Annotated in this window: 24 protein-coding genes; 10 read left to right on the forward strand and 14 right to left on the reverse strand. The window is 72.1% G+C overall.

Annotated elements, in window-relative coordinates; genetic code table 11:
* Window positions 1-2 precede the first annotated feature (2 nt).
* The gene (locus ACGFJ7_RS29500; RefSeq protein WP_392644944.1) at window positions 3-839 is read right to left on the reverse strand and encodes an MBL fold metallo-hydrolase; all 837 of its coding nucleotides are present in this window, start codon (window positions 837-839) and stop codon (window positions 3-5) included.
* Window positions 840-947: 108 nt separating this feature from the next.
* Here ACGFJ7_RS29500 and ACGFJ7_RS29505 point away from each other — a divergent pair, with 108 nt between their 5' ends.
* Window positions 948-1,517 (forward strand): TetR/AcrR family transcriptional regulator, encoded by a 570-nt coding sequence (locus tag ACGFJ7_RS29505; protein ID WP_392644946.1) that lies wholly within the window; start codon window positions 948-950, stop codon window positions 1,515-1,517.
* Here ACGFJ7_RS29505 and ACGFJ7_RS29510 read toward each other — a convergent pair.
* The 3 genes from ACGFJ7_RS29510 to ACGFJ7_RS29520 all read right to left on the reverse strand — a co-directional run bounded on the left by ACGFJ7_RS29510 (window position 1,430) and on the right by ACGFJ7_RS29520 (window position 3,418).
* Window positions 1,430-1,750, reverse strand: coding sequence for a hypothetical protein (locus ACGFJ7_RS29510; protein WP_392644948.1), 321 nt, complete (start codon window positions 1,748-1,750; stop codon window positions 1,430-1,432). The genes ACGFJ7_RS29505 and ACGFJ7_RS29510 overlap by 88 nt on opposite strands.
* Window positions 1,751-2,100: 350 nt before the next feature.
* The gene (gene uppS / locus ACGFJ7_RS29515; protein WP_392644951.1) at window positions 2,101-2,862 is read right to left on the reverse strand and encodes a polyprenyl diphosphate synthase; all 762 of its coding nucleotides are present in this window, start codon (window positions 2,860-2,862) and stop codon (window positions 2,101-2,103) included.
* A 52-nt stretch (window positions 2,863-2,914) separates the two neighbouring features.
* A complete protein-coding gene (locus ACGFJ7_RS29520) occupies window positions 2,915-3,418 on the reverse strand; it encodes a CGNR zinc finger domain-containing protein (RefSeq protein ID WP_392644952.1) in 504 nt (167 codons plus the stop codon).
* A gap of 82 nt (window positions 3,419-3,500) precedes the next feature.
* Between ACGFJ7_RS29520 and ACGFJ7_RS29525 the strand changes: the two genes are divergently transcribed.
* Together ACGFJ7_RS29525 and ACGFJ7_RS29530 are read left to right on the forward strand one after the other, a co-directional pair.
* Window positions 3,501-4,268, forward strand: coding sequence for a TSUP family transporter (locus ACGFJ7_RS29525; RefSeq protein ID WP_360260225.1), 768 nt, complete (start codon window positions 3,501-3,503; stop codon window positions 4,266-4,268).
* Window positions 4,269-4,318: 50 nt separating this feature from the next.
* Entirely contained in the window at window positions 4,319-5,941 is a 1,623-nt protein-coding gene (locus ACGFJ7_RS29530; protein WP_392645149.1) for a methyl-accepting chemotaxis protein, read from the forward strand.
* Here the strand turns inward: ACGFJ7_RS29530 and ACGFJ7_RS29535 are convergent.
* Both ACGFJ7_RS29535 and ACGFJ7_RS29540 read right to left on the reverse strand, forming a co-directional pair.
* Complete coding sequence (locus tag ACGFJ7_RS29535) at window positions 5,924-7,111, reverse strand: RNA polymerase sigma factor (protein ID WP_392644954.1); 1,188 nt, start codon at window positions 7,109-7,111, stop codon at window positions 5,924-5,926. The two genes, ACGFJ7_RS29530 and ACGFJ7_RS29535, sit on opposite strands and share 18 nt — an antisense overlap.
* Window positions 7,108-7,449: a YciI family protein gene (locus ACGFJ7_RS29540; RefSeq protein WP_392644956.1), complete on the reverse strand. Its 342-nt coding sequence runs from the start codon at window positions 7,447-7,449 to the stop codon at window positions 7,108-7,110. The genes ACGFJ7_RS29535 and ACGFJ7_RS29540 overlap by 4 nt, the downstream gene beginning before the upstream one ends.
* Before the next feature lie 59 nt (window positions 7,450-7,508).
* On the opposite strand from ACGFJ7_RS29540, the gene ACGFJ7_RS29545 reads away from it, so the two are divergent.
* Window positions 7,509-7,937, forward strand: a complete 429-nt coding sequence (locus ACGFJ7_RS29545) for a hypothetical protein (protein WP_392644957.1) — start codon at window positions 7,509-7,511, stop codon at window positions 7,935-7,937.
* A gap of 168 nt (window positions 7,938-8,105) precedes the next feature.
* Window positions 8,106-8,300 carry a hypothetical protein gene (locus ACGFJ7_RS29550; protein WP_360260210.1) on the forward strand — a complete coding sequence of 65 codons (195 nt, stop codon included), beginning with the start codon at window positions 8,106-8,108 and terminating at the stop codon, window positions 8,298-8,300.
* A 65-nt stretch (window positions 8,301-8,365) separates the two neighbouring features.
* On the opposite strand, the gene ACGFJ7_RS29555 is transcribed toward ACGFJ7_RS29550, so the two are convergent.
* From ACGFJ7_RS29555 to ACGFJ7_RS29565, 3 genes are all read right to left on the reverse strand, one after another.
* The gene (locus ACGFJ7_RS29555; RefSeq protein WP_360260207.1) at window positions 8,366-8,767 is read right to left on the reverse strand and encodes a hypothetical protein; all 402 of its coding nucleotides are present in this window, start codon (window positions 8,765-8,767) and stop codon (window positions 8,366-8,368) included.
* A 163-nt stretch (window positions 8,768-8,930) separates the two neighbouring features.
* Window positions 8,931-10,343 (reverse strand): rifampin monooxygenase, encoded by a 1,413-nt coding sequence (gene rox / locus ACGFJ7_RS29560; RefSeq protein ID WP_392644960.1) that lies wholly within the window; start codon window positions 10,341-10,343, stop codon window positions 8,931-8,933.
* Window positions 10,336-11,304, reverse strand: a complete 969-nt coding sequence (locus tag ACGFJ7_RS29565; RefSeq protein WP_360260201.1) for a WYL domain-containing protein — start codon at window positions 11,302-11,304, stop codon at window positions 10,336-10,338. The genes rox and ACGFJ7_RS29565 overlap by 8 nt, the downstream gene beginning before the upstream one ends.
* A 45-nt stretch (window positions 11,305-11,349) precedes the next feature.
* Between ACGFJ7_RS29565 and ACGFJ7_RS29570 the strand changes: the two genes are divergently transcribed.
* Entirely contained in the window at window positions 11,350-12,012 is a 663-nt protein-coding gene (locus ACGFJ7_RS29570; RefSeq protein WP_392644962.1) for an alpha/beta fold hydrolase, read from the forward strand.
* A gap of 4 nt (window positions 12,013-12,016) precedes the next feature.
* Window positions 12,017-12,688 carry an HAD-IA family hydrolase gene (locus ACGFJ7_RS29575; RefSeq protein WP_360260195.1) on the forward strand — a complete coding sequence of 224 codons (672 nt, stop codon included), beginning with the start codon at window positions 12,017-12,019 and terminating at the stop codon, window positions 12,686-12,688.
* Here the strand turns inward: ACGFJ7_RS29575 and ACGFJ7_RS29580 are convergent.
* The gene (locus ACGFJ7_RS29580) at window positions 12,639-12,944 is read right to left on the reverse strand and encodes a hypothetical protein (protein WP_392644965.1); all 306 of its coding nucleotides are present in this window, start codon (window positions 12,942-12,944) and stop codon (window positions 12,639-12,641) included. The two genes, ACGFJ7_RS29575 and ACGFJ7_RS29580, sit on opposite strands and share 50 nt — an antisense overlap.
* 18 nt (window positions 12,945-12,962) lie before the next feature.
* Window positions 12,963-13,751, reverse strand: a complete 789-nt coding sequence (locus ACGFJ7_RS29585; protein ID WP_392644968.1) for an alpha/beta fold hydrolase — start codon at window positions 13,749-13,751, stop codon at window positions 12,963-12,965.
* 23 nt (window positions 13,752-13,774) lie between these two features.
* On the opposite strand from ACGFJ7_RS29585, the gene ACGFJ7_RS29590 reads away from it, so the two are divergent.
* Window positions 13,775-14,161, forward strand: coding sequence for a hypothetical protein (locus ACGFJ7_RS29590; protein WP_360260186.1), 387 nt, complete (start codon window positions 13,775-13,777; stop codon window positions 14,159-14,161).
* Here ACGFJ7_RS29590 and ACGFJ7_RS29595 read toward each other — a convergent pair.
* Window positions 14,131-15,291 carry an alkaline phosphatase PhoX gene (locus tag ACGFJ7_RS29595; RefSeq protein ID WP_360260183.1) on the reverse strand — a complete coding sequence of 387 codons (1,161 nt, stop codon included), beginning with the start codon at window positions 15,289-15,291 and terminating at the stop codon, window positions 14,131-14,133. The two genes, ACGFJ7_RS29590 and ACGFJ7_RS29595, sit on opposite strands and share 31 nt — an antisense overlap.
* Window positions 15,292-15,370: 79 nt before the next feature.
* Here ACGFJ7_RS29595 and ACGFJ7_RS29600 point away from each other — a divergent pair, with 79 nt between their 5' ends.
* Window positions 15,371-16,300: a methyltransferase domain-containing protein gene (locus ACGFJ7_RS29600; protein ID WP_392644971.1), complete on the forward strand. Its 930-nt coding sequence runs from the start codon at window positions 15,371-15,373 to the stop codon at window positions 16,298-16,300.
* Window positions 16,301-16,303: 3 nt separating this feature from the next.
* Here ACGFJ7_RS29600 and ACGFJ7_RS29605 read toward each other — a convergent pair whose 3' ends face one another.
* Window positions 16,304-16,483 (reverse strand): hypothetical protein, encoded by a 180-nt coding sequence (locus ACGFJ7_RS29605; protein WP_392644974.1) that lies wholly within the window; start codon window positions 16,481-16,483, stop codon window positions 16,304-16,306.
* Window positions 16,484-16,652: 169 nt separating this feature from the next.
* Between ACGFJ7_RS29605 and ACGFJ7_RS29610 the strand changes: the two genes are divergently transcribed.
* Window positions 16,653-19,241, forward strand: a complete 2,589-nt coding sequence (locus ACGFJ7_RS29610; protein ID WP_392644976.1) for a hypothetical protein — start codon at window positions 16,653-16,655, stop codon at window positions 19,239-19,241.
* On the opposite strand, the gene ACGFJ7_RS29615 is transcribed toward ACGFJ7_RS29610, so the two are convergent.
* Window positions 19,215-20,450: a helix-turn-helix domain-containing protein gene (locus ACGFJ7_RS29615; protein WP_392644977.1), complete on the reverse strand. Its 1,236-nt coding sequence runs from the start codon at window positions 20,448-20,450 to the stop codon at window positions 19,215-19,217. The genes ACGFJ7_RS29610 and ACGFJ7_RS29615 overlap by 27 nt on opposite strands.
* Window positions 20,451-20,495: the final 45 nt, after the last annotated feature.

The raw sequence follows: 20,495 nt of genomic DNA on the forward strand, positions 1-20,495 counted from the left end.
GCCTATGCGGGCAGAGTGCCAGTGACCGTTCGGGCGTCGACCCAGCTGTCGCCGGGGGCGATCAGCCGGAACGACGGGTTGTCCAGGTGTGCGGCCGCGATGACGATCCCCTGCTCCTTGGCCTGCGCGAAGAGCCGGGCCCGGGCGGCGGTGGCGAGGTCGCGGTCGACATCGGTCAGGAAGTGGATGTCCCGGTCGGTCAGCTGGCCCGGCAGCTGCAGGAGGTCGCCGGTGAACCACAGCCGCCGGCCGCCGGACGCGAGCTCGATCACCACGTGCCCCGGGGTGTGCCCGGGCACCGGCATCACCCGTACGCCGGGAAGGTCTTCCGTGCCGTAGGTGCGCAGGATGCCGGCCCTCTCGGCCGCATCCATGATCGCCCGTGTGGGCTCATCACCGGCCAGGAGCGCCCGGTCCTCGGCGCCGTAGTAAACGACGGCGTTCGGGAAGAACGGCTCGCCGTCCTTGACGATCCAGCCGACGTGGTCGAGGTGCAGGTGCGTGATCAGGACCGCGGTGATGTCCTCGGGCGCGACACCAGCCTCGGCCAGGGCGGCGGGCAGGTTGCCGGCCCGCGCCAGGTAGGCCGGGCTGTTCTCGCCGGCCAGCTCGGCCGGGAACGGAATGGCCAGCTCCCCGGCGCCGGCGTCGATCAGGAACGTGCCGGCCGGGCCCTGGACCAGGTGGGCGCCGAGGCGGATCTCGTAGACGCCGTTCTCCCCCAGCAGGCCCGGGAATTGGGAGAAGTCGGCACCCGGATAGAAGGACGGCGGCATGTAGGACGAGCCGTCCCGCAGCACGGTCACGGTGTAGTCCCCGATGGTGATCTTCTCGTTCATGGTCGCTCTCCTCAGTTTCTGTCAGTGACTGACACAGTGTCAGTGGCCGACTGTAGCGCTAAGATGATCGACATGGAAGCGGCGAAGCCCCCAGGTGTCCGAGCTCGCATGCGCGAGGCCATCCGCGCCGAGCTGACGGCCGCCGCGATGCGCTCGATCGACGAGGTCGGCTTCGCGGCGACGACCGCCGGCGCCATCGCGGCCAGCGTCGGCGTCACCGAGCGCACGTTCTTCCGCTACTTCCCCACCAAGGAGGACGCGGTCCTGCAGCCGATCGAGGCCCTGGGCCCGTCGATCGCCGAGGAGCTGCGCCGCCGCCCGGCCGCCGAGACCCCGGCGCGCGCCCTGCGGGCCGCCTTCGCGGTGGCCGTCGACTCGGTCACCGCCGACCCGGTCACGATGGCCACGGTGATGCGCCTCAACCGCAACGAGCCGGCCCTGCGCGGGCGGCACCTCCAGCAGCAGGATCTGTGGGTCACCGCGCTGGCGGCGGCGCTGGGCGAGCGGCTGGGCCTGCCGGCCGACTCGCCGCGCTCCCGCCTGCAGTGCGGCCTCATGATGCTGGCCTGGGAGAAGGCCCTGACCAGCTGCTACGAGGCCGGCGACTTCACCCGCGCCGGGGACGAGCTCGACGCCGCCCTGGAGGAGTCGCGCGCCTTCCTCGACTCCCCCAGGTGATGCCGCTCACCGGATGGTGAACGGCTCGAGGTCGTGCGGGCCGCCGCCCCCGGTTCCTCGGCCCGGTCGAAGGCGACCGCGGTGGAGATACCGTCGGCGGCGTCGGTCGAGCCGTCGAACACGCCGGTCATCGGCAGCAGCAGGCTCTCCCGGCCGGTCGCCAGGTCGTGCGCGACGTAGCCGGTGTCGCGCCACAGATAGGCCGTGGCGTCGGTCGCCTCGGCCAGGTCCACCGCGTCGCCGTCCTGCCGTACGGCGCTCGACCGCTCGACGCGACCGTCCGTCCGTCCCGACGACGAGAAGGGCGTGCGGGCCGAGCGCGACCACCCGGCCGTCGGCGAGAACCGTGAACGCGTCCCACCGGTCGGCGCCCGTCACGGCGTACGCCTGAAGGCGGCCGTCACCACGCAGCTCCCCAACGCGTTCCCGCCCGTCGAGGGCCGTGGTGGCCTGGCCGCCGGTCCCCCGCCCGCCGGTACACGTCGCCAAGCGCGCCCCCGTACCCGCCGGCCGTGGTGCCCGCCGGCCGGACGCTCACCCGTGCTCTGCCGGTGTGCCGATGATCTCCTCCGGGCGCGGCGGGTCAGGCGCCGAAGCGGCGGTGGCGGGCGGCGTACGAGCGCAGGGCGCGCAGGAAGTCGACTCGGCGGAAGCCGGGCCAGTAGACGTCGCAGAAGTACAGCTCGGAGTAGGCGGCCTGCCACAGCAGGAAGCCCGACATGCGGCGCTCGCCGCTCGTGCGGATGACCAGGTCGGGGTCGGGGCTGCCGCTGGTGTAGAGGTGGTCGGCGATGCGGTCGGCGGTCAGCGTCTCGATCGCGGCGGCCAAGGACGGCGCCTCGGACAGCAGCGAGCGTACGGCGTCGACGATCTCCTCGCGGCCGTCGTAACCGATGGCGATGGTCAGGTGGAAGGTGGCGGCGGAGTCGCGCGTCTGTTCCTCGGCCAGTTTGAGCGCGTGCCGGGTCGAGTCGGGCAGGACGTCGAGGCGGCCGGCCAGGTGGACCTGCCACGGGCTGGCCGGGCGGCGCAGGCGTTCGGCCACCACGTCCTCGATCATGCGCATCAGGTTGCCGACCTCGACCGCGTCGCGTTTACGGACGTTGTCGACGGACGCCACGAACACTGTCACGTGCCGGATTCCCGCCTCGGCGCACCAGGTCAGAACCTCGTCGAGGTGTTCGGCGCCGTAGCGGTGGCCCACCCGCGGGTCGCCGAAGCCCATCTGGCGGGCCCAGCGGCGGTTGCCGTCCATGACCATGGCCACGTGCCGGGGCAGCGCGGCCCCGATCAGCCGGCGGCGGAGCAGGCGGGCGTAGACGGCGTACAGCAAGGACCGAAGCATGCCGAGATCTCAGCAGATCGGGCCGTCGCGGCCCCCGGCTCGCGCGAGTCCTCTACGGCATCTTCACCGTTTCGGCACGAGCGCGGTGCCGTCGTACGGCGTCGCGGTTGCCGCAGGCGTGGGAGCAGTACCGCTGCCGGCCCGTTCGGCTGAAGTCGGCGAAGGGGTTTCCGCAGCCGACGGCGGCGCAGCGGCCGAGCCGGTGCATGCCGCGCCCGGACAGGTGCAGGGCGGTGCCCACGCTGATCAGGGTGGACAGCAGCGAGGACAGGGACTGGTCCGGTTCGCGGTAGTGGATGTGCCAGCCGCTGCCCGCATGGTCGGTCAATCGCGGGTAGGCGGCGGTGGCCCGCAGCAGCGCGTTGAGCCTCTCCGCGCGCGCTCCGACGTCCGCCGCGTCCACCACCGCCAGCCATTCGCCGAGAAAGGCCGAGATGGCCGACAAATCGGACAGCGTGGGCGGCCGCTCGATGGCGACGCCGGCCGCTGCGCATCGAGACGCCAGCGCATCCGGATGGGGCGGCGGGTCGGCGACGAGCGAAAGTGCGAGCCGCACCGCATCCTCCCCGTAAGGGTTGAGGTGCATAAGCCCATTACAGCATCATCACCATCGGCCGGCAGACAACGAAGGGAAGCCGATGGATTGGCAGTCAGTGCTCCTGCTCCTCGCGGTCGCCGCGGCGGCCGGATGGGTGGACGCCGTCGTGGGCGGCGGCGGGTTGATCCTCGTCCCGGCCCTGCTGCTCGGCCTGCCCGGCCTGCCGCCGGTGACCGCACTCGGCACCAACAAGGTGGCCAGCATCTGCGGCACCACCACGGCCGCCATCACCTACGCCCGGCGCACGAAGATCGACTGGCGGGTGGCCGGGCCGGCCGCCGGCGCGGCCGTGGTCTTCGCCGGGCTGGGCGCCGTCACCGCGAGCCGGATCCCGGTCGACTGGTTCCGTCCGGCCATCATGCTGTTGCTGCTGGGCGTGCTGGCCTTCGTCGTGCTGAGACCGACGTTCGGGGTCACCGTCAAGGCGGCCGATCCGACCGCGCGCCGCCGGGCCGCCGCCGTCGTCGTGGCGGGCGTGGGGATCGCGTTCTACGACGGGGTGTTCGGCCCGGGCACCGGCACCTTCATGATCATCACGTTCACCGCCCTGCTCGGGCTCGACTTCGTCAGCAGCTCGGCCACGGCGAAGATTCTCAACGCGGGCACCAATCTCGGCGCACTGGTGGTCTTCGCGGCCGGCGGCCACGTCCTGTGGTGGCTGGGCCTGTCGATGGCGGTGTGCAACATCGTCGGCGCTCGGCTCGGGGCCGGTGCCGCCCTCAAGCGCGGCGCGGGATTCGTACGGACCGCCCTGGTGGTCGTTGTCGTGGGTATGGTGATACGTCTGGCTGTTCAGTATTTCGGGTGAATAGCGCTCTTTGCCGAGACTGATTCGCGATAGTGGGCAACGTGAGCGTTGTGACCGTGACCGCGCCGAGCGCGGCGACCAGGAAGGGCTTCTCCTTCGCCGACCTCGGCGTCAGCGCCAAGGTCCTCACCGCGGTCGGGGTCGCGGCCCTGGTCGCCCTGGTCGTCGGCATCCTCGGGATCGTCTCGCTGAGCCAGGTCAACGACAAGGCCCAGCTGATCTCGAAAAGCAACATCGCCAGCATCAAGGCCGTGGGCCAGATCCGGGCCGCGATCAGCGCGACCCGGATCGACCTGGCCAACCAGGCGCTGTCGGTCGACGCGACGAGGACCACACAGTACGCCGAGGCCTTCGGCAACGACCTCGAGTCGTTCGGCACGGCGATGACGGCCTACCGCAACAGCATGCCTACCGCGGATTCGGCACTGATCGACGAGCTCCAATCGAACTGGGACGACTACGCCGACGTCGCCAAGAGCAAGATGCTCCCGGCGGGCACCGCCAACAAGCTCATCGAATGGGCCAACATTCGCGACGACCAGGCCGAGCCCATCCTCGACAAAATCAACGCCAACACCACCGCCCTGGACAAGGCCGAGACGGCCGACGCGACGAAGAACTCGGACGCCGCGAACTCGGCCTACACCAGCAGCCGCACGTTCTCGCTGCTCACGCTCATCGTCGGCCTCGCCGTGGCGCTGATGATCGGCGTCTGGGTGGCCCGCAAGATCGTACAGTCGCTGTCGAAGGTGACAGTGGTCTGCGACGGCCTGGCCGACGGCGATCTGACCCGCACCACCGGCCTGGTCAGCCGCGACGAGCCGGGCCGGATGGGCCGGGCGCTGGACGCGGCGATGGCCCGGCTGCGGGCCACGGTGGCCACCATCGAGAACTCGGCCGCCTCCCTGGCCGGGGCCTCGGAGCGGCTGACCGGCACCTCGCACCACATCGCGGCCTCGGCCGAGGAGACCTCGGCCCAGGCGCAGGCGGTGTCGGCCGCGGCCGAGCAGGTGTCGCGCAGCGTCGAGACGGTGTCGGCCGGTAGCGAGGAGATGGGCGCGTCGATCCGGGAGATCTCGCAGAACGCGGCCGAGGCGGCCCGGGTCGCGGCCGAGGCGGTGACCGTCACCGCGGCCACCTCGGCCACGATGAACAAGCTGGGTGACTCGTCGGCCGAGATCGGCAATGTCATCAAGACGATCACCGCGATCGCCGAGCAGACGAACCTGCTGGCGCTGAACGCGACGATCGAGGCGGCGCGGGCCGGTGAGATGGGCAAGGGCTTCGCGGTGGTCGCCTCGGAGGTGAAGGACCTGGCTCAGGAGACGGCGCGGGCGACCGAGGACATCTCCAAGCGGGTCGAGGCGATCCAGGCCGACACCAGCGGCGCGGTGGCCGCGATCGAGGAGATCTCTCTGGTCATCGGGCGGATCAGCGAGTTCCAGACGACCATCGCGTCGGCGGTGGAGGAGCAGACGGCGACCACGGCCGAGATGAACCGCAGCGTGGCCGAGGCGTCCGGCGGCACCGGCGAGATCGCGCAGAACATCACCGGCGTGGCCGAGGCGGCCCGGATGACCAGCCAGAGCGTCGCCGAGACACAGGAGGCCACGGCCGAACTGGCCCGCATGTCGTCCGAGCTGCGCAGTGTGGTGTCAGCCTTCCGCGTCTGAGCGCCGCAGCAAAAACCGCCTCTCACTCGCGTTGGCGGTCAGTCGCGCCGCTTGGGTGTACGCCCGCGCGGCCTCCCGGCCACGTCCGCAGCGAGCGAGAAGTTCGGCCTGGACGGCGTACCAAATGTGGTGTCGCTCCAAGCCTCTCAGACCCTCCACAATGGCCAGGGCCGGCCCGGGACCGTGCACCTCGGCGACCGCCACGGCCCGGTGCAACGCCACGACCGGCCCCCGATCGAACAGCGCCAGGTGGTCGTAGAGGGCCAGGATCTGCGGCCAGTCGGTCTCCTCCGCGCTCGCGGCGTCCGCGTGCACCGCGTTGATCGCCGCCTGCAACTGATACGGGCCGGCCCGGTCGAGGCGCAGGCAGGCGCGCAGCAACTCCCGCCCCTCGTCCATCAGCCGCCGGTTCCACCGGCCCCGGTCCTGGTCACCCAGGCGGATCAGGTCACCGTTTTCGGCCGTACGGGCGGGCCGGCGCGCCTCGACGAGCAGCATCAGCGCGAGCAGGCCCCGAACCTCGGGCTCGTCCGGCATGAGAGCCAGCAGGACCCGGGTCAGCCGGATCGCCTCGGCGGTGAGATCGTCGCGCGTGAGGTTGTCGCCGGCCCCGGCCGCGTACCCCTCGGTGAAAACCAGATAGAGAACCGCCAGGACCGCACCGAGCCGGTCCGGAAGGTCTTCGTCCCGCGGCACCCGGTACGGGATCCGGGCGTCGCGGATCTTCCCCTTGGCCCGGGACAGCCGCTGCGCCATGGTCGCCTCCGGCACCAGGAACGCCCGGGCGATCTCGCTCGTCGTCAGGCCGCCGAGCAACCGCAAGGTCAGCGCGACCCGGGCCGCCGGCGCCAGGGCCGGATGGCAGCACGTGAAGATGAGCCGCAACAGGTCGTCCCGCTCGCCCGGCCTCCGCTCGCGCATGGCCTCCGCCTCCAGTTCCGCCCGGCGGGCCTCCCGGCGCAGACGGTCGATCGCGTGGTGGCGGGCCGTCGTGATGATCCAGCCGGCCGGCGCGGGCGGCACACCGCTCTCCGGCCAGCGGCGCACGGCCACCGCGAACGCCTCCTGCACCGCCTCCTCGGCGACGTCGAGGTCGCCGAAGTGGCGGGTCAGCACGGCGACCGCCCGGCCGAACTCGGCCCGGAAGACGCGTTCGATCTCCTCGGTCATGCGATGGGGCGCACCTCGATGGACAGCGGCGCCACGACCCGGGCCATCCGCCCGCCCCAGCGCAGCGCCTCGTCGAGGTCGGCCGCCTCGATGACGGTGAAGCCGCCCAGGTGCTCCTTGCCCTCGGTGAACGGCCCGTCGGTCAGCAGCGTCTCGCCGTCGCGGTCACGGACCACAGTGGCCGACGCCGGCGGGTGCAGCCCGGCCGCGAACACCCAGGCCCCGGCGGCACGAAGGTCCTCGTTCAGCTTCTCCAGCTCGGCCATGATCGGGTCCAGCACCTCGGGCGGCGGCGGGTCGCCGTCGGGCTGGTAGACGCTCAGCAGATAGTGCGCCATCATTCCTCCTCGTTCTCGCTTCTCGCTGCCTACACGAATGGAAAGGGCGCGTCCTCGACATGTACGCCTTGTACGCCTGGGGAAACTTCATCCACGAGACCGAACTCGACCGCCTTCCGGTCTGGATCGATCCCGACGTGCTCGGCGGCGAGCGGAACGTCATCGACGAGAACCTCACCATTCTGGACACCGGGACGCTGCTGGTCGACGGGCCGGGCACCCTCTTCGAGATCGACGGTGAGCTGGTCGAGGGCCGTGACCTGGCCGGGCGGGACCTGAGCGAGGGCAAGTGGCGGGTCGCGCGCATCCGGGTGGCCACCGACGGCACCCGCGAGGACGCGCTGCGCGTCATCGGCGAGATCGAGGAGGAGTACGACGACCTGGTCGTCGACGAGGACCCGGCGGACAACCCACTGCCGACCGGCGAGGCCGTCACCGTGTGGGAGGACGACAACGGCCAGTGGGACCTGGCGCTGGTCCGGCGCTGAGATAAATCGGTTCCGGCGCCGCGGGGAATCGGTTAGCGTCGCCGGACACCCACACGAAGAGGACAGGCCGTTGTACCGCATCAGCTGAGCTTTCAGGTTCTGACATCCCGCGCGCGCCACGCGCTCCTTCGGCGTGCGCGGACCCCCTCAGCAGATCGGTGCCCGTACATGATCCTCAGACAGCTTCTGGACATCCGCCTCCCGGCCCCGTACGACATCCGGCCGTCGGTTCTTCTCCGGCCGAGGCCGGCCGACCGGTCCCGGTGGACCCGGCGGCGCCGGCCGCTGACCCTGCCACCGTGGAAGATCGCGGAGGTCCGCCTCGACGCCCGCCGCCTCACCCTCCGCGAGCGGCGGGGCTAGGCCTGTATCGCACCTGGGGCGGAGGCCGGGCCTCGCCGCAGCCCCGCCTCAGGTACGAAAAGGGCTCAGCGCGCTGACTCAGCGCTCAGAAGCTCGCGGGGCAGGACGACGTTCAGCCACCCCTCGGACTTGTCGAGCGGCCAGCCGAGATCGTCGCCGCGGACGAAGTAGGCGGCATTGCCGAGGTAGAGCCAGAGGATGTCCGCCGCCCCGGCGGCGTCCAGGCCGTCGCGGAGAGCACCCAGCTCGGCCAGGCGATCGGCGGTCAACCGGAGGCCGCCGCGCAGGCTCTCGTGTGCGATCTCCATGGCTTCCCGGATGGCGGGTTCCTGCGGCGCGGCGGCGACGGCCTGGCGCTTGAGGGTGAACCACTCGCCGAACCGGGTCCGCGACGCGGAGACGACGAGCCGGATCAGCTGGCCGGGGTCGGTGGCGGCCTCGATCTCGGCGAGGGCGATGGGCCCCATGGAGGGCTTCCTCCGGGACGCGATCGCGGCCGCGCCCGACGGCACCATCGGCGTGCCGATCACCTACGTACTGGCCGAGAACGAGCCCTTCTGACCCACCCCGACGACGTCTCCAAGGCGTTGCTCATCGGCCACCCTCAGAGCACTTCCTGAACGTAAGCCCCTAGGCGGGCCCGAACCAGCGGGACAGGTGCGCGTCCAGGTCGCGCTGGTCGGTGCCGGCCCAGGCGACGTGGCCGTCGGGGCGCAGCAGGACGGCTGGGGACTCGAGCTCGTCGCTGATGTCGGCGACGCGGTCGACGCGGTCGGACCAGCCGCCGGCGGCCAGGTGGCCGGTCTGGTCGAGCAGCGGGCCCCGGCCGGCGTGCTGGAGGTCGAAGAGGCGGCCGCTGTGCTTCAGGCGTACGTCCCGCAAGCGTCTTCCGACCAGATCCGGCCCGGCGCCGAAGTCATAGCGGATGTCGATCGCGGTGATCTTCGAGATGAGCCGCCGGTTCACCTCGGCGATGTCCATGAGGCCGGACAACAGCCGACGTACGGCCTGGGGACCGGGCTCGGCCGACAGCAGTTCCATCTGCGCGCGGGTGTTGTCGAGCACGTCCACGGCGACCGGGTGACGCTCCGACTCGTACGTGTCCAGCAGCTCCTGCGGCGCCCACCCGGCCACCGCGGCGGCCAGCTTCCAGCCGAGGTTGACGGCGTCCTGCAGGCCGAGGTTGAGGCCCTGCCCGCCGGTCGGCGGATGGATGTGCGCGGCGTCGCCGGCCAGGAAGACCCGCCCGTCGCGGTAGCGTTCGGCCAGCCGGGTCGCGTCGCCGAACCGGGACAGCCAGCGCGGCGAGTGCACCCCGAAGTCGGTGCCGGCGAAGGCCCGCAGCTGGCGCCGGAAGTCGTCGAGGGTGGGCTCGGGCCCGGCCTCCCCGGCCGGCACGACCACCCGGTACGTTCCGTCGCCGACCGGCCCCAGGCCGAAGCGCAGCTGCGTCCGGCGGACCTCGGCCACCACCGCCGCGATCTCCTCGGCCGGCGCCGACGCCTCCATCTGGCCCAGCAGCGTCTCGTGGCGTGACGGCTCGCCGGGGAAGCCGATGCCGGCCAGCTTGCGGACGGTGCTGCGCCCACCGTCACAGCCGACGAGGAACTGCCCCGGCACCCGCGTACCGTCGGCCAGTTCGGCCGTGACCCCGTAGTCGTCCTGGCTCAGCCCGGTCAGCTCGGCCCCGCGCCGCAGGTCGGCCCCGGCCTCGAGCGCATGCTCGGCCAGAAGCCCCTCGACCACGGTCTGCGGAATGGCGAGGACGTACGAGTGGGCGGTGTCCAGCCCGTCCGGCCAGCCGGCGCCGAGCCCCGCGAAGTACCCGCCGGGCCGGAACTGTCGGCCCCGCTCGAGGAAGCGCCCGAGAAGACCCCGCTGATCCATGATCTCGATGCTGCGCACGTGCAGCCCCTGCGCCCGCACGTTCCGGGCCGGGTCGACGTCGCGCTCCAGCACGACCACCCCCACCCCGTGCAGCCGCAGCTCCGCGGCCAGCATCAGGCCGGTCGGCCCACCACCGGCGACGATCACCTCAGTCATGTGAACCTCCCAGGGCGGCGGTGAAGCGGGCGGCCACGGCGGCCACCGCGGCGCGGAGTTCGGGGCCGCCCTCGACGGTGAAGTCGATGGGTACGGCGGCCAGCCACTCCTGGGCGTACATCTCGGTGTTCGTCGTCGTGCCGACCAGGACGCAGCGGTCGTCGCCGTCGGGTTCCAGCCGGCCCATCGGCGGGCGGATCCAGCGGGCGACCTTGTCCAGCGGGGCGTGGAAGACCACGCGGGTGGTGTATTTCCAGCCGGCGCCGAGGTTCTCCTCGAGCGACGCCACCGGGTCGAGGTCGTCCGGCGGCGTGAACGTGTGCGCCAGGCGCTGGACGTCGCGGATGCGGTCGATCCGGTACGTGCGGATCGCGTCGGCCCGATGGGAGTGGCACAGCAGGTACCAGCGCCCGAAGCGGACCACGACGGCCCACGGGTCGACCTCGGCGTCCCAGGCGTCGCCGCGCTCGGAACGGTAGGTGACCAGCACGCGGTGGCGGTCGGCCGAGGCGGCGATCAGCGCGCTCGTGGTGGCCGGGTCGGGGCGGGCCGCGTGCCGGTCGGGGGCGGCCGAGGCGTACGCCCGCAGCGCCGCCGCCTGGCGGCCGACGCTCTCGGGAAGGGCGCGGATCACCTTGCTGAGGGCGGTGCCGACCAGGTCGTCGGCGTCGATCGCGGCCGGATGCCCGTCGAGGACCGCCATGACGAGGCCGAGCGCCTGATCCTCGGTGAAGACGACAGGGGGCAGGCGGGTGCCGCGGCCGAGCCGGTATCCCCCGTACGGCCCGCGGGCGGACTGGACCGGGATGCCGGCCTCGCGCAGGATGCCGACGTAGCGCCGGGCGGCCCGCTCGGTGACGCCGAGATGGGCCGCGAGCTGCTCGGCGGTCGTGCCGGGGCGCGCCTGCAGCAACTCCAGCGTGCGCAGGGCCCGCGCGGTGGGACTCGATCCGTCCGGCACATCGAGCACGCTACCGGAAGCCGAACGTCCGGAATAGGCCGTACGTTGCGGGTCATGACAATCGTTCTCCTGGGTGGCCTGTGGCTGGACGGCACGGCGTGGCGCGACGTGGTGCCGGAGCTCGAGAAGCGGGGGCGCCGGGCCACCGCCGTACCGCCGACGGGCCTGACCTTGACCGAGCAGATCGACGCCGTGGTGGCGGCCGTGGACACGGCCCCCGAGAAGGCGATCGTGGTCGGGCACTCAGCGGCGGTCACGCTGGCCTGGATCGCCGCCGACCGCCGGCCGGACAAGGTCGCCACGGTGGCCATGATCGGCGGCTTCCCCAATGAGGACGGACAGCCTTACGCGGACTTCTTCGAGATCGAGGACGGGGTGATGGCGTTCCCGGGATGGGAACCGTTCGAGGGCCCCGACGCTCAGGACCTCGACGAGCGGGCCCGCCGCGATTTCGAGGCGGCGGCGGTCGCCGTTCCCGAGGGGACAGCCCGAGGCACCGTACGGCTGACCGACGACCGCCGCTTCGACGTGCCGGTCGTGCTCGTCTGCCCCGAGTTCAGCCCCGCCCAGGCCCGCGAGTGGGTCACCGGCGGCGACTCACCCGAGCTGTCCCGGGTCAAACACCTCGACTACGTCGACATCGACTCCGGGCACTGGCCGATGTTCACCCAGCCGGTCGCGCTGGCGGAGATCATCGCCGCACTATAGGGCGGTGACGATCGACGCGCTCATCTTCGACTTCGACGGCCTCCTGATGGACACCGAGACGACCCTGCTGGAGAGCTGGCGTCACGAGTGGCGCCAGCACGGGCTCGAGCTCACCGAACACGGGTTCTTCGCGAACCACGGCGGTGACGTCAACGAGCAGAGGTACGCGGCGCTGGCCGCCGCCGTCGGCGCCGGATACGACCGCGCGGCGAGTCACGCCCGCCGCATGGCGCACCGTCTCACCCTGAACCAGAAACTCGAGCCGGCGCCGGGCATCCGGGAGTGGTTCGCCGAGGCGGGCGGCCTCGGGCTGCGGCTCGCGGTGGCCAGCAGCTCGCACGAGGACCACGTCCGCGGGCTCCTGGAACGGGCCGGGCTGATCGCCGGCATCGACGTGCTGGCCTGCGGCAACGAGGTGGCCGCGCACAAGCCGGACCCGGCGGTCTACCTGCTCGCGCTCGACCGGCTGGGCCCGGTGCGGGCGGTCGCGTTCGAGGACACCCCGCACGGCGTCGCCGCGGCGCAGGCGGCCGGTCTGCCCTGCGTGGCCATCCCCAACCCGTACGTGCCCGCGTCCCGCTTCGGCGCGGCGGACGTGCTCCTGCCGAGCGCGGCGGCGGCGAGCCTCAGCGAGGTGCTTTCCGGTCTGCCAGCGCGTACGAGGCGGCGGCCGTGACCGCCGAGACGGCGAGCACCGACGGCCACGCGCCGATCCGCTTGGCCAGTGGGTGCGACAAGCCGAACGCGCCGAGGTAGGTCGCGACCAGCCCCGCCGTCACGGCCGGGCTGGTGCGGCGCGCCCACTCACGCCCGGCCAGCACACCGCCAACGGCCAGGATGGCGCCGCCGAGGGGCCGGACACCGGTGCTGCGGGCGACCTGCCACCCGCCGATCAGGGAGGCCGCGGTGACCGCGGCGGTGGAGACGCGCATGCCCCGACCGTACACGCGTCAGCTCAGCCAGTCATAGATCTCCTCGTACACCTCGGTTCCCGGCACATGCCCTCCGGTATAGACGTGCCCACGCGCGCCGGGAATGCTCGTCAGCATCCACTCGGCGTTCTCCGGGCCGACGACCGGATCGGCGGTTCCCCGCCACACACCGACCGGCACGCCGATCCGCGCCGCGTCGAAACCCCACGGCCGCGCGAAGGCGAGGCTGTCGTCCACCCACCCGTCCATGCTGTCGGTGAAGGTGGCCCGGATCCGGGCCATCGCCGCCGGATCGTCCCGGGCCGGCGTTCCCGGCTCCCACGGCACCTCGGGCCCGCCCGCCTCGATCTGCCCCAGGATGTGCGCCGCGCTCTCGGCCTGCCGCTCGCGCAGCGCCGCCTCGTCGGCCGGCGACTCGCGGGGCCTGATCCCGGACAGAACCGCGCAGCGGGTCACCCGCTCCCCCAGCAGGGCCGCGGTGGCCAGCGCGTGCGGCCCACCCCCGGAGCCACCGAAGACGGCGAACCTTTCCCAGCCGTACGCGTCGGCGAGCGCCCGCACGTCGGCCGCCGCGTCGGCCACGGCCCGCCCCGGCTGCCGCGTCGACCCGCCGTACCCGGGCCGGTCGTAGACCAGGAGCCGAAGCTTGCTCCGCGCCATGCCCGCGACCAGGCTGGGCCGCTTCCACCGGCTGCTGGGCGACCCGCTGTGAAAGACGGCCGGCCGCCCGTCCACCGGCCCGTAGAGGCAATACCGTAGAACGCGTCCCTCGGGCAGCGTCAGCTCGAAAGTCTCCGGCCCACTCATGCGACCATCCAACCAGGAGCCCCATGAACCGCGGCGAAGTGTGGCGGTCGACCCTCGACGACGAGTGGCCGGTGCTGCTGCTCTCCGACGACCTGGATGTCATCCAGGTCGTCGCACCCGCCACCGAGGCCCAGAAACGCGGCTACACCCTGCTTTCCCCGGCGGAAGCGGAACGGGAGAGGCCGGCCGGCCTCGCCGGCATCGAGGTGCTGCTCGACCTCTCACCGGCGGGGGCCATCCGCGTCGCCCTCCCCCACGACACCCACATCTTCTGCACGTGGCGGACGGCCCTGACCCCGGACGCGCTGACCGAATACGTCGGCACCCTGCCACCCGAGAAGATGGAAGAGATAGACCTCGCGATACGCCTGTCCCTCGGTCAGCGGCGGAACGGGCCGGTCACGCAGTAGGTGATGCCGCCCGCGGACGTGCCTGTGGTTCCGCGCTGGGAGGAGAAGTAGAGGCGGTCGCCGGCGGGGGTGAAGGCGGGGCCGGTGATCTCGGAACCGCTCTGGCCGGTGACGCGCAGGAACGGGGAGATCTTGTCGTCCGGGGTGATCAGGCAGATCTCCATGTTGCCGCCGTCCTCGGCGATGTAGAGGTCGCCGGAGGAGGAACCGGTCACGTTGTCGACGCCGGTCAGCGGGGCGCGGCCGGAGCTGACCAGGTTGTCGTCGTAGGCCAGCTCGTACGTGCCGGCCGTCAAGTTCACCTGCCAGACGCGGTTGTCGCCCTTCGTCGTGAACCAGACTGTGTTGTCGGCGTAGTGGCAGCCCTCGCCGCCGTTGAACGTCTTGGCGCCGGACACCTGCGACCGGGTCACGGTCGGCGAGCCGTCCGGGTCGGGCACGTTCGCCCACGTGAAGGTGCCCGAGGTGGCGGAGCCGGCCACGAAGACCTGCAGGACGCCGGCGGACAGGTCGCCCCACACGGCCGGCACGAAGCGGTAGAACTTGCCGTCCGGCTCGTCCTCGGTGAGGTACACGACCTTGCGTACGGGGTCGGCCGCCGCCGCCTCGTGCTTGAAGCGGCCCATCGCGGGCCGGACGACGGCACTGCCACCCAGGGGGTACGTCTCGTAGACGCGCCCGAGCGCGACCTCCTCGCACGACAGCCACGTGTTCCAGGGCGTCTTGCCCCCGGCGCAGTTCTGATTCGTACCGGCGAGGATCCTGGAAGCGCCGGTCACCGCACCGGCCGAGTCGAAGACGATGCGGGACGCGCCGCCGCCGGCGGACGAGCTGACCTCGGAGTTGGAGACGTAGATCCAGCCGCTGCCGTTCGGGATGACCGCCCCGCCGTCGGGGGCGTCGTGCCAGACGTACGACGTGCCCGGCACCGCCTGCCGTGACCGGGCCACGATCGAACTGGTGAACCCGGCCGGAAGCTGAAGGCCACGGGCGTCCGCGGCTTGGAGCGGGCCGTACGGCCCGGTGGCGGTCTGCGCCGGCGCCCCGTACGCCGCCGACCACGCTGTGAAGGGCAGGGCCACCGAGCCCGCGCCGACAACCGTCGCTCGCAACATCGTTCGTCGATCCATGGCCACATTCAGCCGTACGCCGGTGACAACCGTCCAAGAATTAGATGAACGTCGATAGTTGCCGAGCCGGCGATATCCGATGGACCCGTCCGCCGGCGGCCGCTACGTTCGCCGGGTGGTCTATCAACATCCGCTCGCCTACACCCTGGGGCTGGAAGGCGTCGCGTTGCTGCGCGCCTTCGCCGGCGACTACGACCGGGACTTCCTCGAAGCGCGCGTCAGCGAGATTCGGCGCCTGCTCGACAGCCCCACGCTGAAGGGTGAGGGCGTCACCGCGGCCCGGGTCGACACGGTCAGCGGATACCAGGTGTGGTCCGCCACCTACGACCAGCCGGGCAACGGCCTGTTCGCTATCGAGGAGCCGATCGTCCACGAAATCCTCGACTCCGTGCCGCCCGGCGTGGCCCTGGACGCGGCCTGCGGCACCGGCCGTTACACGGCGTACCTGGCCGCCCGGGGTCACCAGGTCATCGGCGTCGACAGCTCCCCCGACATGCTGGCCCACGCCCGCGACCGCGTTCCCACCGCCGACCTGCGCCCGGGCGACCTGCACGACCTGCCGGTCCCCGACGACCACGTCGACGTGGTGGTGTGCGCGCTGGCCCTGACCCACCTGCCGGACCTGGGCCCGGTGTTCGCCGAGTTCGCCCGGGTCCTGCGACCGGGCGGCCACCTCGTCATCAGCGACGTGCACCACGAGCTCGTGGCCCTGGGGTCGGTACCCCGGGTCCGCTCGGCCGGCGGCGACCCCGGCCTGCTGCCCGCCTTCCGCCACCGCACCAGCGACTACCTGGGCGCCGCCCTGCCGCTGGGCCTGCAACCCCGGCGGTGCGAGGAGCCCCGCATGTCCGGCGACGTCGACCGGGCCATGCCCGGCGAGTTCGCGACCGGTCCGTGGGACCTGTGGCCGTGGTCCTTGCAGGACATCGTCCCGGCCGCGACCGCCGCCGCCTGGAACGGCACGCCCAGCCAGATCATCTGGCACTTCCAGCTGACACCGGCCACCTGAGGTTCAGCTCGACCGCCGGTTACGCACCAGGAGGGCGAGCACCGCCCGGGCATCCCGGCGCCGTTCCCGGCTCGGCGCCGTCAACGCGGTCACGGCGGCGGCGGTGACCGAAACCGCGTAAAGGGCAGTGCCGACACCGACGGCGAGGGTTCCGTCGTGGATCACATTGAGCACCGTGGACATGAGGACTCCCTGACTCGGCTTCGTGGGTGCCCTCCGTTCTCGGCTGTCCGGGAGGGGTCCGCCAAGCGGGTGTCGGCTACGTTTGTCCCATGGCCAGGTCAAGTCTGGTAGCCCGCTGTCCGGTGCGGTCCGGGCCCGGACACATGGCGGACCACGGTCGTGGTCGGCGATGAACGCGGACGGCTCACCGGCCGCGGGCCGGTTCTTCGCCGCGCTGGCGGAGCTGCGGCGGGCCACCCGTTCCGTCTCGTACACCACGCTGACGCGGCGGGCGGAAGCTCAGCGGCTGCAATCACCGATCACCAACCAGCGGCTGAGTGACTGGTTCGGCGCCAAGGCGGTTCCGGCCGACCCGGCCATCGTGCGTTTCCTCGTCGAATACCTGCAACCGAAAGCCGGCCACGGCTATCGCCCGCGCGAGCTGTCAGCGTGGCTCAAGCTGCATCGAGAAGCCCAGCAGGAGCGGCAGGCCCATCGCGACAAGACCGACCTCGACCTCGCGCGGCCGGTTCTGGGCAAGGCCATCGCCGAGTGCAACGCGATAGCGCTCGAGGTGCACAAGGCGATCGAGAGTCCGGAGCACGGCACCGCCCTGCCGGCCCTGCCGGCGTACGTGCGGCGACATCACGATGCCCTGCTCGGAGAGGTCGTCGGCGACGCCGCTCGAGGCCGGAGCCGGATCGTCACCCTGGTCGGCGGGTCGTCGACGGGCAAGACCCGAGCAGGCTGGGAGGCCGTCCAAGCGCTTCCGGCCGGATGGCTCCTGTGGCATCCGATCAGCCCGTCGCGACCGGACGCGCTGAAAGCGGCCCTGGACGACCTCGCCCCCCGCACCGTGATCTGGCTGAACGACGCCCAGCACTACCTGATCACCGCCGGGCCGTCGGTGGGCGAGCGGATCGCCGCGGCCATACGCGAGGCGCTGACGGACGACTCGCGGCGTCCGATCCTGGTGGTGGCGACGATGTGGCCCGAGTTCTGGGCGAAGCTGACCGCGCCGCCGTCGCCCGGACACCCCGACCCGCACTCCCAAGCTCGCGAACTGCTGGCCGGCACCGACCTGCCTGTTCCGGATCGCTTCACCACGACCGACCTGAGCCGGCTTCGCCCGAGCGAAGACCTTGATCCGCGGCTGCGGCAGGCGGCGGCCTTCGCCCAGAAGGGACGGGTAACGCAGTATCTGGCCGGTGTTCCGGGCTTGATCCAGCGCTACCAGATCGCCCCGCCGGCGGCCCGGGCGTTGATGGACGCCGCGATCGACCTCCGGCGTTTCGGTCACGGCCCGATGATTCCGCGATCGCTTCTGGAGCACGCCGCGCCCGGCTATCTGGACGACGACGAATGGCAGTTGACACCCGAGGACTGGTTCGAGCAGGCATCGGCCTTCACGGCCGCGCCGTGCCACGGAGTTCCCGGGCCGCTGGTCCCTTTCCGGCCGCGGTCCGACGACGAGCCGAGGTCACCGGCGTACAAACTCGCCGATTACGTCGAGCAGGCCGGCCGCCGTGACCGAGCGGCCGTCTTCCCTCCGGAGACGTTCTGGCAGGCGGCGTCGTCCCTCACCGATCCGGACGTCCTGCGGCGCTTCGGCTCGCAAGCCGAGGCCCGGATGCGATACGGACGCGCTGTCCAGCTCTATTGGCGTGCGGTCGATCTCGGGAGCACCAGCGCCTCGGGGCCGTTGGGGTGGCGCCTGGAATGCGCCGGGGACCGGGACGAGGCAACGGCGTTGTATCAACGTGCCGCCGAGAGCGGCGACAGCATGGCATTGCGATCGCTGGCCAGGATGGCTGACGAGAGGGGCGACCACGCGGGCGCCGACGATCTCTACCGGAGGGCGGCGGACAGCGGAGATGTCGTCGCGCTGTGGCACCTGGCCTGGCGCAGGGAGGAGGCCGGCGACCTCGGCACGGCGGTGTCGCTCTATCGGCGAGCCGCCGACAAGGGGCACCTCATGGCTCTGCGCGACCTGGCCGTCATCCGGAAGCGCGCGAATGACCAGCGCGGAGTGGAGGCGCTCTTCAGGGAGGCCGCCGAGCGTGGTGACACGAACGCCTTCGCGGTGTTGGCCGAGATGCGGGAGCGGGCGGGCGACGAGGAAGGCGCCCTGGCCATCGCCGTCCAAGCTCTCCGCCTGGGCGACTCCAGCGCGATCCGTGGTCTGACGCGGACGAGGGAACGGGCCGGTGACCAGGGTGGAGCGGAACGAGTGGCCCGCCGGGCTCTGGCCGACGGCGACTCCAGCGCCCTCCAGGCCCTCGCCGAGCTGCGCGAGGAGGGCGGCCGGATGGCCGACGCCGAACGCTTCTTCCAGGAAGCCGCCGAAACCGGCGACACCGGCGCGCTCCGTGGTTCGACCCGGCTGCGGGAACTGGCCGGCGACCACGACGGGGCGGCACGGTTCGCTCGCCGGGCTCTGGCCGGCGGCGACTCCGCCGCCCTGCGGGATCTCGCTGAGCTGCGGGAGGAGGCGGACGATCCGGCGGGCGCCGTGAAGTTCTACCGGGAAGCGGCCGAGGCCGGTGACCTGACCGCGCTCGCGGCGCTGGCGCGGTTGTCGGAGCAGGCCGGTGAACGTGATCGGGCGTACGCGCTCGCCCTCGAAGCGGCGAACCGGGGCGACACGATGGCGATGTCGGTGCTCGCCGAGATGCGGCAGGACAGGGACGGCATCGCCACGGCGAAGGCGGTCGCGAGGTTCGGGCTGACCGACGACGGGATGCCGGCCGCCTCAGCCGATCTCCGGAACCGGTCCTAGTTCCTCGACCAGCGCTTGCAGCTCGGCCGTGGCCGAACCCGGGTGGCGCATCCGGGTGACGACGTCTTTCACTACCTCGCGCGCGAACGGGCGGGCCCGGATCTCCGACGGGGCCAGCCGGTCGGCCCGCAGCAGGAACTCCGCGGCCCGGTCGGGCTCGCCGAGCTGCACCGATGCCCTCGCCAGCTCGATCAGGTGGGCCGCCTGCCGTTCCACGGCCAGGCCGCCCAGGTCCTCCTCGGCCAGTCCGGCATGGGCCCGGACGGCGGCCTCGCCGTCGCCCAGCTCGACCGACGCCGCCACGCGGTGCACCACGACCTCGGTCGGCCCGAACGACGTCCAGTAGTAGGTGGCGTCCCGGCCCAGCGCGCCGGCCGCGGCCGCCGCCACGTCCAGCAGTTCCCTCGCCGTGGCCTTGTCGCCGATCCGGGCCGCGGCCAGGGCGCCCTGCAGCAGCAGCGCTCCGTAGACCGCCAGCCGCGCGGGGTCGCCGGAGTCGGCCAGCCGGTTCGCCGCCACCATGCTGATCTCCATGGCCGGGCGGATACGGCCGGCCGCGAGCAGCGAGGCCGCGACCAGCCGCGCGCTGACCCCGATCAGCAGTGGGTCGCCGCCGCGGTAGGCCGCGGACATCGCCCGGTCGGCGGCCATACTGGCCAGCTCGGTCTCGCCCGCCTTGCGCATCACCGCGGACGTCACCTGCCACACCTCGCTGAGCAGCCGGGTGGTGTCGTCGCCGTCCGCGCCGCCGGCCCGGGTGCCGGCGGCGGCCTGCGCGTCGCCGAGGAGCCGGGGCAACATGCGCACGAGCGCGCCGTACTTGGCGTGCTGGTAGGTCAGCCAGGCATGGTCCAGCGTCTGACGGAGCCCGGGCAACGGCGGCGGCGCCGCCCTCGACGGCCGGAAGTAGTCGTCCATCTGCTGGTATCGCTCGATCGCGGCCCGGACCTCTTCCACCTCGATCGGATCGACGAATCCGGCCCCGTCCGGCCGGCGCTCGGCCTCCCGGCCGAGCAGCAGTTGGACGTCGACCTGCAGGACATCGGCGATCTCGTAGACGACGGTGAACTTGTCCAGCCGCCGGATGCCACGCTCCACCTTGTCGACCCAGCTCTTCGACTTCCCGAGCCGATCCGCGAAGACCTGTTGCGACATCTTGCGCCGCCCACGCCAGTACGCGACACGGCGGCCGATGGGGAGCTCGTCCAACCCGGGTGCCCTCCCTTCCGGGGCACCCTCAGACTAGGCCCGCCG

The sequence above is a fragment of the Actinoplanes sp. NPDC048988 genome, from assembly GCF_043197815.1.
In the GTDB taxonomy this organism is placed as follows: domain Bacteria; phylum Actinomycetota; class Actinomycetes; order Mycobacteriales; family Micromonosporaceae; genus Actinoplanes.